The sequence below is a fragment of the Vibrio sp. THAF190c genome, assembly GCF_009363355.1.
GTDB lineage: Bacteria > Pseudomonadota > Gammaproteobacteria > Enterobacterales > Vibrionaceae > Vibrio > Vibrio fortis_A.
In genome coordinates, this window is the sequence record NZ_CP045339.1 from 1673524 (window position 1) to 1686139 (window position 12616).

Sequence of the window (12616 nt, forward strand, 5' to 3'; positions counted from 1 at the left end):
GACTCTAAACAAAGAGGCCAAGGTCACAAAAAATTTACATAAATAAATTCTTTGCTCGCTTGGCCTCGAGAAAATAACCACTATTTAGATAAGTTATTTTGACTTTAATTTGTCTGTTCTATGTCTGACTTATTTCCATAGATAGATGCTATAACCGCGATTGTCATGGTGGTGATTAAAACGCCCAATGACCAATAAGTCGGAATCGCATATTCGCTTTCCACCAGCAGCATCTTGATACCAATAAATACCATGATGAACGCCAGTGCTGGTTTGAGGTAGATGAACTTATCCATCATGCCTTGTAGTACAAAGTACAGCGAGCGAAGACCTAACAACGCAAATACGTTAGCCGCCAAAACCAAAAACGGTTCTTGTGTCACAGCGAAGATTGCAGGGATTGAATCCAATGCGAACATCACATCCATGACTGCAATTGCACCAATCACCAACATCATCGGGGTGATCATCCATTTAACGCCTTGTTTCACGACTAATGACGCGCCATGAAACTCTTCAGTCACTGGCATCACTTTACGTAAAAGCTTTTCAAGTAGCGTATTCACGCTCTCCTCTTCGCCTTTATCAAGCGCCAATTTCACACCCGTTGCAATAAGGAATGCTGCAAATACATAAAGTACCCAATGGTATTGTGCTAGCAACTGAGCGCCCAACGCGATCATTACAGCACGTAGCACAAGTGCACCAATCACACCCCATAGCAACGCTCTAGGACGTAAATGCTCAGGTACTTGGTACTGGCCAAAGATCATCGCGAACACAAACAGGTTATCAACGCTGAGCGATTTCTCTAACAGATAGCCGGTGATAAACGAGACGGTTGCTTTCTCCGCCGTGTAGTCGCTATGAGGCGCATAGAATTCCCAAAACAGATAGATTGAGCCTGCAAACAGGAATGCGAGCAAAAACCAAAAGATGCTCCACACCGTCGCTTTCTTAATGGTGACATTGCCACCACGAGTCTGATAGATATCGACAGAAACTAATACTAACGTCAGTATGAAGAAGCCCACGTAAGTCATCACATCTGGTGACGTTGACAACACGTCTTGCTGAGTTGATAAAAGAGATTGAGTTGAGTTCATTATTCCTCCGGGCGGAAGAACTGTTCAAAGACCTTCCGCAAACAAAACAGATCAAGGTCCAAAATGGCACTTGATTGTGATTGCGTTGGTCTCGTTGAAGTGAAATATGGGATTTCACCTTTACGCACCGGATAGGCACTTGGCCTAACGAGATGACGATACGTAAACTTGCGCTAACTACTCCCCAAACGCGTGGATAATATTCCCGAATTTGTGTTTCGTCTATATAAATTTGCACTAAAAAAACAAAAAGAGGCAAAAAGCCCCTTTTGTTTGTTGTCGTTGTTAACTGCAGGTGTCAGCCATAGATCGTACTAATCTCTAGCGTTCTTTCCTACAGTCCTGCAATAGGTACGAAGTAAACCAGCGCCGACCAAACCGACACCCAACCTACTACGGCTACCGCATCCAACCAATCTTTCTTCCACATGTTTCGTCTCCTGCCAAATAGAGCAACTGCGAAACATCAAGCAAAAAAGATACCAAAATAGTATTAATGTACTTTTTTATAACAAACCAAACAGTTCTGAGCGTCACGAGTGTTTAACGCCTCTGGGTTTGCTTTTAAAAACTCAATAAAACAGTCGGCCATGGATAGCGTAGTCACCGTCCCTTCTCCCTGCATATTAAGCACTGCGTCATAACCTTCTTTGCCTTTCATGGTATAGGCAGATGACGAGCCACGATACATCTGTTGACGCTCAACGGGTTGCCAATCACCATTACGAAAGATTTCTAGATGATGAATTCGGTGCCCTATCGGTGCTTCTGCGTGGTAACAAAATCTTAAATTATGGGTATAAGGAAAACTGCCTGAACCTGTACCAACGACGCCATTATCAAGCGCATTATTAATTGCACCTTCCAACATAGCGGCAATGGTTTCACCATTTATTTGATAAGTACCTATCGGTACGGCAAACGGTAGTAGCTTTCCGGCAATATCTGCGACTGATACATCGCCAGCATTCAGAGAGTTTCGCACGCCACCAGCATTGTGGATCGCAAAGTCCACATCCAAACCACGTTGATTCATTGCATAGTGGAAGGACTGAGCGACAAGCGGCGCTAGCTCACTCGGCCCTTTGGCATCTGGCACGCGAACATGACGTAGCTTATCCGTTGCTGTCGCGATAATTTGCTGTTGTAGCTGACGTACTCGCGGAAGGTACTTGTCGGTTAAGATACATTGAATATCTTGGTCTTTTTTACATACGGAGATATGTGGATGATTGTTCAAGTACTCACAAGCGAGGTCGTGAGCACCCCCCTGGCCTACTTCACTGAGTTTTGCATCGATAAACAGACGGCGGCCAAGAAGCAGTTCATTTCGACCATTGAAGCACACTACTTTTCCAGACTCATCAAATTCAATCTCACAATGCCCTAAAGACATAGAGTGGAAGCCAGCTTGAACGACGTAGGTATCATTGATTTTCACGCCATACTCGTCATCTTTAATCAATCCAATATCGGAAAAGTCACCCTGTAACCTGTGGCTGTGCCCTCCAACAATAAGTCCAATACCATTTACCTGACTTGCCATTTCCAAGTCACCTTCATAGCCTAAGTGACTGAGTAAAATGATCTTATTGATACCTTCTTGCTGAATTTGCTCGATGGTGGCTCTAGCCGTAGCTATGGCGTTCTCAAACGGTGTGTCGATATCTGGGTTCGCAATCAGCCCCATTTGGTCGATACTAAGGCCGAAGATAGCGACTGGCTCGCCATCAAACTCTTTTATGATGTAGCTCGCGCTACGCGTATCAGGAAGGAATGCTTTGACTTGGCTATTGTCATCTAACGTATGAGTTTTCTTGATATCCTCATTCGATAAATTCCAGTTACCCGCCAACAAAGGAAATTGAATGCGTTTAGCAAACTCGGCAACAGGTTCATTACCCATATCGAGTTCGTGATTCCCTAGTGTCATTGCATCGATGTTGAGTGCATTCAACAAGTCCGCATTAGCTTTTCCCTTAAACAGAGAAAAGTACAACGTCCCTTGGAAGCAGTCCCCAGCGTGCAGAAACAGCGTATCTTTGCCCTGTCGAGTGGCATCTTCTTTTAGTTGCTTGAATCGAGTTGCGATGCGAGCAAAACCACCAGCGCTTACATAAGGCTCTATGATTTGCTCATTCACTTTTAGTGATAGTTGTAATGACGTTGGTTCAAAGTATGAGTGGGTGTCATTAATATGCGCCAATACCAGTTTCGCTGGCTTATTCTTTTTTGTCATATGTTCTCTCTCTTCTTCCCTTCATACTAGGTCGGGAATCATGACAGAATCGTGAATTTTATGAAACAGCACTGCAAAAAAATACGCGTGATAGATCAATAATCACATTCGGTTCGTTTAAACTTTAGACTCTGTTTTGTGACAACAGAATACACCTAGCACAAAAATATCGATTATGATTATAGATATCTGTTTGCTTTCAAAGCATTAGCAGATCTTTTGTTAGGAGTAAGCCTATGCAATTAGAACGAATCGAGATTTCTGGATTCAGAGGTATCAAACGGATGTCACTGGCATTCGATGAGCTCACAACGTTAATCGGTGAAAATACTTGGGGTAAATCTTCACTGCTTGATGCTTTGTCTGTTGTACTCCCCGCCGATGGCGTGCCTTATCAATTCGAGATGACAGACTTTCATGTAGACTATTCAGTCTCGCACCCGCAATCGCAACACCTGCAGATTGTACTATCCCTAAAAGCAAATGATAAATCAGAGTTGAATGCTGGGCGTTATCGCAAACTCAAGCCAATATGGGTTCAAGATGAACATGGTACTTATCGAATCTATTATCGAATCAGCGCAACGCTAGAGCAGTATGAAACCACGACTCACTATGCGTTTCTCGATTTAGACGGAAATCCACTTAAACTGCACCATTCAGAGAAGCTGGCTCAAGAACTCATGACTCTTCACCCTGTTATTCGCCTTCGAGATGCTCGTCATTTTGATCGTCCGTTTAATGGCAATGGGAATGGTAACGGCCATCAGACTCGGATTGAAAAGCGTATTGATAACACCTGTCGTCGACTCATGGCGATACCAGGCCATGTCAATAAAGGTGAAATGCGCAGCAGTTTAGATTCAATGCAGAGCCTAATTGAGCACTATTTCTCTTTTAAAAGCGTTTCACGTAAAAACCCTCGCAAACAACGCGATGGACTCATGTATTCAACGGGAATCAACGACAAGAGCATTCATGAACTCGTTGAAGAGACCAACAATAAACAGACACGTTTGCTGTTTATGGGCTTACTTAATGCTTATCTTCATGCCAAAGGGCCAAATGACTTAAGACGCTGTGCACGGCCACTTTTGATCTTAGAGGATCCTGAGGGTCGTTTGCATCCAACGCACCTCGCTAGAGCATGGAGCTTGTTGCAAAAACTGCCGATGCAGAAAATCCTGACGACTAACAGTGGTGAGTTATTAGCAGCGGTGCCTTTGCACTCAATTCGTCGTCTTGTGCGTCAGTCAGACAAAACCATCGCCAATCAATTGAACATCTCTCACTTTAGTAAAGACGAACTGCGCCGTATTGGTTTCCATATTCGTTTTCATCGCTCGGGAGCCTTGTTCGCTCGTTGTTGGCTGCTAGTGGAGGGAGAGACGGAAGTCTGGTTGTTCAATGAGTTAGCGAATCAATGCGGCTATAATTTGGCGGCAGAAGGTGTGCAGATCATCGAGTTCGCCCAATCGGGATTAAAAGCATTGATCAAGGTGGCTAAAGAGTTTGGTATAGATTGGCACGTCGTGACGGATGGCGATGCAGCTGGTAAGAAATACGCTGCGACTGTACTCGCGAAACTTGATAATGACCAACCCCGGCACCGACTCACAGAGTTACCAGAGAAGGACATCGAACACTATCTTTATATGAATGGCTTTGAAAGGTTCTTTAGAGATATGGTGAAGATCCCTTACGATCACCCTATTCCGCCAAAGAAAGTCGTGGCTCGAGTGTTGAAGAAGCACGCTAAGCCTGATCTGGCGCTTGCTATTGTCTCACACTGTGAAAATCGAGGTCTTGAGTGCATTCCTCTATTGCTTCGCTGGACACTTAAACGAGTCATTACCATGGCCAACGGCAACACATAGCTCCACAGTTTAACTCTTCTTCCGTCTCAAACAGAAAAAAGGCACACCAAGTGGTGTGCCTGTATAAAAAGTCTATACAAATTAATTGGGGGTTATCTTTCACAGGGACATATCCAATCCGACAACACCATTGAAACCTACAATTACTTTTTCAATAACTTACGCTTCAACGCGGTTGGCGTGCTGTTCTGCCTTTGGAGAAGATTGAGATGATTTTTCGTGAAGCCATACGCCACTGGTCTTCATCAAGTAACCAAACACACCACCTAGCAGTAGTGAAGGCACAACGAGTTGCCAATCACCGGCAGCGGCAAACGTTGCACAAGAACCGATAAAGGTCCCTGGAATGTATGCTAACCAGGTCTGCTTTGCTTGAATACACATGAAGAAAGCGACAATAGCAGTGATTACGTAGCCTAGGATCTCTAAACCAGCAAAGGTAGAGCCATGAATGATAACCATTGCCCAGAATACGCCTGTCATGTTAGTAAGTAAGCTGCTCAGCAGCCCTTTCACACCATCGGTAGGTGATGCGAAATAACTGGTGCACCCTAAAAAGCCAGCCCATGAGAGCAAACCAAAAGAGATAGCAATCCAGCCCCATAGACCTGACAAAATACCTGTTGTTAACGAAATCGCGACTAATGTACTCATACTATTTCTGAACTCACAGCGCCCGTTTAGCACTAAAATGTTCAGCCTCACTAGAAATCAAGTAAGCATAGTATGGTAACTAACAAAGAAAACGGACGATCTAGGTCACAATTATAATGTATGAAAGTGACGCTTTATCAGTAGATAGAGACCGATATCGCTTATTCAACAGATATCGGTATTAAGAAAAGAGCAGAAAAGTGGTTATAGAACGGAAGGACGACTCTTCATCATGCGTTTTCCTTCACGCTTAATGCACTCAGCTAACGGGTTTTCGGCCATATCTGCACGCCAGATAAATGAGAGCGTTCTCTCCATTTCTAATTCAGGCACATTCAAAGTAACTAACTGACCCGATTCGATAAAGCGCTCAACATCAAGATATGGCAAACAAGTTAGGTAAGGTCCATTTGCCACCAAACTTCTCAACACAGGTACGTGCTCGTACTCTCGCCAAACGTCTAAATCGGCAATTAAATGGTGAATAGAGCTATCAAAAACTTTGCGAGTACCTGATCCATGTTCTCGAAGTACCCATTTCGCTTGCTCAAGTTGAGCCAAACTCACTCTTTCACGCTTGGCAAATGGGTGATGTGCCGAGGCAACAACGGTGAGATGGTCTGTACACCACACTTCTTGGTGAATTCGGTTGTCATCACAGCGACCTTCAATGACACCTAAGTCATATTGATAATCAAGAACGCCTTCAATAACCGACTGAGTACTTTGCACGCCAAGTGATATGCGCATCTCTGGAAAGTCGTTATCAATAATACTGATGAGGTCTGGAACCAAGTGTTCCGCAGGTGTTTGGCTAGCGCCGAGGCGTAGTTCACCACTAAGAAGATGCTGTTCGTAGAAACCCATTTCTATCTGTTGTGCATCTTGAAGAAGGCGTTTTGCTTTAGGTCTCAACCACATACCCCAATGGGTTAACGCCATCTGCTTCCCCTGCCGTTCAAACAAGGGCCTGCCTAACATCTTTTCAAGTTGAGCGAGTGACATACTGGTAGCCGACTGAGTCAGTGCAAGCTTATCCGCCGCTTGGCTTACACTTCCGGAATCTGCAACTGCGTCAAAGACGGCAAGCTGCTTTAATGAATAACGCAAATTTCTTCCTTAATTTCTTGTAATTATCTGTATTCCGACGCTCTTTTTTATAAAGCCTTTGAGCAATCGGTTTCATTGTACCCTGTCATTTTTCTATATCAATATTTCTGATGTGGTTTTTAAATATTATCAATTTTACCTGTACCCCCAGCACTCGTAATCTGAATTGGCAGCAACGGTTTAGTGGCTGCGATATTCACCATTCACTTAGGTATTAACACTAGGAATCACTTATGACGGATTGTTCAAGGAGGGGGTATGGCGACCAGCACTTCTGATAATCACCAACTGTTTTCGCCAACAGAAATGATGGCTGAAGCGGAGAAATTTGCACTCAGTAAAGCGAATAAAACCAGCAGCATGACGATGAGTCTTGCGGTTATGGCTGGCGCATTCATCGGACTCGCTTTCCTATTCTATATCACAGTTACCACTGGCAGTGCCGACGCAGGTTGGGGTTTGAGCCGCTTAGCTGGCGGTCTTGCCTTCAGTATGGGGCTTATCTTAATCGTCATCTGTGGCGGTGAACTGTTTACCAGCTCGGTGCTATCTAGCATCTCCTGGGCAAACAAGCAGATCACCTTTGGCAAGATGCTGTCGATTTGGGGAAAAGTGTATGTAGGTAACTTTATTGGTGCGATGTTCCTACTCGCTCTTGTAAGTGCTGCAGGGCTTTATCAACTCGACGGCGGCCAATGGGGATTGAATGCGCTCAATATCGCACAACACAAACTCCACCACAGTCCGATTCAAGCATTTGCATTAGGTGTGCTTTGTAACCTACTGGTTTGTTTAGCGATTTGGCTAACCTTTAGCTCTGCTAATGCAATGACAAAAGCGATGATGACGGTACTACCTGTTGCCATGTTCGTTAGCACAGGCTTTGAGCACTGCGTGGCAAACATGTTCATGGTGCCATTGGGTATTGTGATTCAAAACTTCGCCCCAGAAAGCTTTTGGATACAAATCGGCATGACATCTACTCAGTATGCCGACCTCAATGTTACGCAATTCGTCACTGCAAACTTACTACCAGTGACACTCGGCAACATCGTTGGTGGCTCTGTTCTCGTAGGCTTAGCGAATTGGAGCATCTACCGCAGACCGCAGCTTAAAGCGGCAAAAATAACAGCAATAACACAAGCAACTCAAATTACGTCAGTTAAGGAAACTACTATGAACACGAACACAATCATCAAAACAATCATGAACACGAGCCCGACGACTCTATCTGTTGAAATGCCAACTGCTGTTGCTATCGACACTCTGCTAGACGCACAACAAGTAAGCGCGCCAGTGTGTGATTTAGAAGGTCGCTTAGTGGGTGTATTCTCAATTCATGACGTAATGGTCGACCTTTGGTGCCAAGACTACATCCCAACAACTGGTCAGAAGGTTGTCGATTTAATGAGCCGCGATGTAGTAGCGATTGACGCCAATGACAAGCTTGTGGACGTCGCGGAATTCCTTTGCATCGACAAAGAGCAGCTATACCCAACATCTAGCATGGGCATTGCAACTCGCTTTACCACACTTTCTTTAGAAGAACGTGCGAAAGCGATGAAAGTGAGCCAACCACACATGCTTCCAGTTCTTGAAAACGGCACGATGGTAGGTGTTCTAACTCGCGCTGAAGTGATGCAAGCGCTTCGCCCTATCTATGGTGACCGACTAAACGTAGTGAAAGAGACAGAACTAGAAACGGCATAACCTCGGATAGACAAAACACGTGATAACAGCGTGTGGCTAGAAAAGATGTCTCGATTGAAGTGATACCGTTTGGATGACTGTATTCAATACGCAAAACAATACCAATCAAAAAGACTCATGGCTTAGTAACGAAAAAGGCGCGAAGCATCAACTTTGCGCCTTTCTGTATGTATGAGACAGAGGTTAGTCTAATCGACTTACTTCTTGATGCCTTCTACGTGAAGTTCCATGTCAACGTAGCTAGAAGCGCCCATGACTTTAATATCAAAGTCAGCAAGCTCTAGACGAGTTGTACCGATGAAACCTGCACGCTCACCACCCCATGGGTCTTGGCCAGCACCGATGAACTCAGCATCGATCGTGATTGGTTTAGTCACACCGTGTAGAGTTAGGTCACCCATTACAGCCAGTTTACCATCACCGTTATCAACCACTTTTGTGCTGTTGAATGTCGCTTCAGAGAATTTACCTGCATCGATAAAGTCACCGCTACGGATGTGCTTGTCACGCTCAGCGTGGTTTGAGTCAAGGCTTGTAGTATCAACCACAACGTTCACTTTAGACGCTTCTACGTTGCTTTCATCAAATGAGAAGTCACCAGAAAATGTGTTGAAACGTCCTTTAATAAAGCTGTAACCAAGGTGGCTCACTTTGAAGTTAACAGACGCGTGTGCGCCTTTTGTATCAATCACGTAATCAGCAGCGTTCGCAGCGAAAGGCATTGCCATAGCAAAGGCTAGTCCTGTAGCGATAATTGATTTTTTCATTTTGATGCTCCTATCATTTTTCGTAGCGTATCGTCTTTGTCGATAATGTGGTGTTTAATCGCAGCCAGTGCGTGAACTGATGCCAATACAATCAGTACCCAAGCTGCATAGTAGTGTACGGTTCCTGCCAAGTCGGATTGGTTAGCAAATAACTCTCCCATACTTGGAACAGTGAACCAGTTGAAAACATCTATGCCACGGCCATCTGATGTTGAGATCAAGTAGCCAGACACAAATAGAGCCAACAGATTTAGATACATGAAGCCATGTGCAGCCTTTGCCGCCACCACTTCATAACTTTTACCTTCAACACTTGGTGACACTGTCACTGTCTTCCAGATCAATCTGAATAGAGTCACAGCAGCCAAAATAATACCGATTGAACGATGCCAATCAGGCGCCGTTTTATACCACTCGCTGTAGTAAGAGAGGTCAACCATCCACAGGCCAACACCGAATAATCCAAAAATTGTCAGTGCTGAAACCCAGTGCAACAGTCTAGCTATTGGATTGTAGTTCTTTACATTATTACTCATGTTTCATTCCAAAAGGTTGCAGTTGGTATAGTATGAAGAGCGTACATTACTCTGTGTTGTTGAAACATATTATTTACCTAGCTTTACATAAATGACATAACTAAAACTCAAACAACATGTTCGAATAATTTGAACAAGATGATTTTACTTATAACTCAACGACCTGCTCTATCTCGTAAAGTTCATCGCTAATGTCGAGCATCTTACGCTCCATCACCTTTTGTGCGTCCTCGATTCCCTTGTTGTAATAGACAGCACCAAATTTTTTGCTGATAAAATCAACAAGAAAGTCCGCGTCAAATTGGCCTATCTCGACATCGAGCTCATCTTGCAAGTAGCGTTGCAGTACTTCGGTCATTTCAGTCTTTTGTTTACTGTCTAACTCTATGGTCATCACTTCCTCGTAAGTCTTTCTAAATATTGTTATTTATAAATGTTAAACGCCAATAGCACGCTTACAACATAAAAATCGACACACAGCTTAATTTTGATAAAGCGATCAAGAACTGAGCCATTGTTGTTGGCAAATTACACAGTCATTACCTTACTATTCAGTTATCAACATTGTAGCCATGTATAAGGACATTCATTGTTATTAGATCTCGTGATACAGAGCATCAACCTCTTCCAAGAGGATTGCCTGAAGTTGTGCGAACATCACTACCCTACCGTTCACAATCAAGGGATTAGTGAACACCATATTGGTAAAGCATTTGCACGACGAATGCAGCACACACTACTTAGTTTTGATCACGAGAGTATGATTCATCCCCTTGATATGCTGCCACTTAATGAAACAGCACGACATTTTCGCATCTCATCGGAAATTGGCACGGTATGGGTCATTAGCCACCATATGGTGAGCGCAGGTAAAACGTGCCGTAAGAAGCTTCTGGTTGATGTCCATCATTGGCTCGGCGAATACGGCTACGCAATCCAACCCAATGACCTACTCATCATTGTTTCTGACCATTGGATAAGTCGCAGCAAGCACAGTCGCGAACTGTTGCATTGGTGGATGGGTGAATTGCCGGACGAAATTACCGAGTACAGCCAACAAGGCATAACCTTACAAGAAAGTGATTCACAGTTCGCTTCAGATTTGAATATCAACTTTGGCATAACCCCTTGCTTCATCAAATTTGGGCATCCACTAAAACGCTCAAACAATCAACAATTAGTACGCAAGTACATTCAACTCTACGCAGTTATGCAATGGGTTTAGTTGTAACTTCAGAATTAAATACTCATCTAAGCTCATAAAGCAAAGAAATACACCAGTCACTATTAAAACTATTAGTTTGTTCGTTTATCTCTAGTAAATATATCGTTGATTTATTTCAATTTTATTTTCTCGGAATAACTAACACTTTAGTATGGGCTATTTCATTCTATTTCTAAAAGTTTGATATTGAGTCAGAAATCAACAGGGGAATGGTATTTTGATTGGTATCACGATATGCGCTCGAAATATATTAAACCTAACTCTAGCATTGCGATGCATAACACATTAACTGACCAGTATTTGCACAGCAAATCACACAAATACAATTCATAACTCAACCGAATAAATATAATTCTCCGCAATTTATAATGTTAAATTGTTTTTATTTATATATGGATCGCGTTAATGCTTCTTTTATTAATTGACAATTTATCCACGCATGTCAATATTGTGACACAAGGAATTATTTATCCCTTTAATGGATTATCTTTAATTAAGTATGATTTTATCTGACCGTAGTGAATTCGTTAAATGCATCTCTGTTGATGATCGGATGCAGTTTATTGCTAAGTACCAAAACCTTACTTTAAGAAGTGTTTATCAGCCCATTTTCAACGCAAAAATGGAGCAAATTGGTGTTGAAGCGTTAGTTCGAATTACTGATCAGGATGAGCAAACTATCCGACCAGATCATTACTTACACTCTGATGAAACATCCATCGACGACAAGATCAATGTAGAGCGCTTGAGCCGCGTGATTCACGTTCGTAACTTTGCGCAGTCTACATCTCGTCACCTTCAGCTTTTCCTTAATGTACTACCCAATGTTGGTGAGTTGTTTGCTAACTCCAATGTCAGTGATAGCTTGCTAGCCAAACGCTTAGTTGAACTTAACCTGTCGCCTGAACAGATTGTAATGGAACTGGTTGAACTGACCGCAGACAGCGAGGAGAGGCTCAAGGAAGCAGCAGGTTCTCTTGCAGAGAATGGTTTCAAGGTTGCCGTTGACGACTACGGCACTCAAGCCTCGAATGAAGGAAGAGTCCGTCACATTACCCCGCACATTATTAAGGTTGACCGTTCATTGATGCTGGAGTTTGAACAAGGTAATGCAAAGCCTATTCATGATGTTCTAGCGCTAGCTAAATCAATCAATGCGCAGACCGTGATCGAAGGTATCGAGACTCAGCAACAGCTAGAGCTAATGCAAACTGTAGGATTTGATATGTATCAGGGCTACTATCTGGCTATGCCGACACCCATTGAGTTGGATGTTCAAATCGCAATCTAAGTTCAAATTCATACCTTGTTTATCTTCATCTCGCTTCCCGCTTATCCAATCTAACAAGCTCAAAAAAGCCCAGCCTATTTCAGGCTGGGCTTGGCTAAAAC

General features: G+C 43.4%; 11 protein-coding genes. 4 read left to right on the top strand and 7 right to left on the bottom strand.

Annotated features, from left to right (window positions below; genetic code table 11):
- Window positions 1-104: 104 nt before the first annotated feature.
- Window positions 105-1106: a TerC/Alx family metal homeostasis membrane protein gene (locus tag FIV04_RS22440; RefSeq protein WP_152470613.1), complete on the bottom strand. Its 1002-nt coding sequence runs from the start codon at window positions 1104-1106 to the stop codon at window positions 105-107.
- Window positions 1107-1599: 493 nt separating this feature from the next.
- Window positions 1600-3345 (bottom strand): bifunctional UDP-sugar hydrolase/5'-nucleotidase, encoded by a 1746-nt coding sequence (locus tag FIV04_RS22445; RefSeq protein ID WP_152470614.1) that lies wholly within the window; start codon window positions 3343-3345, stop codon window positions 1600-1602.
- A gap of 236 nt (window positions 3346-3581) precedes the next feature.
- On the opposite strand from FIV04_RS22445, the gene FIV04_RS22450 reads away from it, so the two are divergent.
- Window positions 3582-5222, top strand: a complete 1641-nt coding sequence (locus tag FIV04_RS22450; protein ID WP_152470615.1) for an ATP-dependent endonuclease — start codon at window positions 3582-3584, stop codon at window positions 5220-5222.
- 159 nt (window positions 5223-5381) lie between these two features.
- Here the strand turns inward: FIV04_RS22450 and FIV04_RS22455 are convergent, their stop codons facing one another.
- Complete coding sequence (locus FIV04_RS22455; RefSeq protein WP_032552582.1) at window positions 5382-5876, bottom strand: DUF1097 domain-containing protein; 495 nt, start codon at window positions 5874-5876, stop codon at window positions 5382-5384.
- Between the two features lie 204 nt (window positions 5877-6080).
- Window positions 6081-6986 carry a LysR substrate-binding domain-containing protein gene (locus tag FIV04_RS22460; RefSeq protein WP_150869618.1) on the bottom strand — a complete coding sequence of 302 codons (906 nt, stop codon included), beginning with the start codon at window positions 6984-6986 and terminating at the stop codon, window positions 6081-6083.
- Window positions 6987-7244: 258 nt separating this feature from the next.
- Here FIV04_RS22460 and focA point away from each other — a divergent pair, with 258 nt between their 5' ends.
- Window positions 7245-8696 carry a formate transporter FocA gene (gene focA / locus FIV04_RS22465; protein WP_152470616.1) on the top strand — a complete coding sequence of 484 codons (1452 nt, stop codon included), beginning with the start codon at window positions 7245-7247 and terminating at the stop codon, window positions 8694-8696.
- Between the two features lie 197 nt (window positions 8697-8893).
- On the opposite strand, the gene FIV04_RS22470 is transcribed toward focA, so the two are convergent.
- From FIV04_RS22470 to FIV04_RS22480, 3 genes are all read right to left on the bottom strand, one after another.
- A complete protein-coding gene (locus FIV04_RS22470; RefSeq protein ID WP_150869620.1) occupies window positions 8894-9463 on the bottom strand; it encodes a YceI family protein in 570 nt (189 codons plus the stop codon).
- The gene (locus tag FIV04_RS22475) at window positions 9460-9999 is read right to left on the bottom strand and encodes a cytochrome b (RefSeq protein WP_152470617.1); all 540 of its coding nucleotides are present in this window, start codon (window positions 9997-9999) and stop codon (window positions 9460-9462) included. Before FIV04_RS22475 ends, FIV04_RS22470 begins: the two co-directional genes overlap by 4 nt.
- 148 nt (window positions 10000-10147) lie before the next feature.
- Entirely contained in the window at window positions 10148-10393 is a 246-nt protein-coding gene (locus tag FIV04_RS22480) for a DUF2164 domain-containing protein (protein ID WP_032552587.1), read from the bottom strand.
- Window positions 10394-10588: 195 nt separating this feature from the next.
- Between FIV04_RS22480 and FIV04_RS22485 the strand changes: the two genes are divergently transcribed.
- Together FIV04_RS22485 and FIV04_RS22490 are read left to right on the top strand one after the other, a co-directional pair.
- Entirely contained in the window at window positions 10589-11224 is a 636-nt protein-coding gene (locus FIV04_RS22485) for a hypothetical protein (RefSeq protein WP_032552588.1), read from the top strand.
- Between the two features lie 553 nt (window positions 11225-11777).
- Entirely contained in the window at window positions 11778-12515 is a 738-nt protein-coding gene (locus FIV04_RS22490; RefSeq protein WP_152470701.1) for an EAL domain-containing protein, read from the top strand.
- The last annotated feature ends 101 nt before the right edge of the window (window positions 12516-12616 follow it).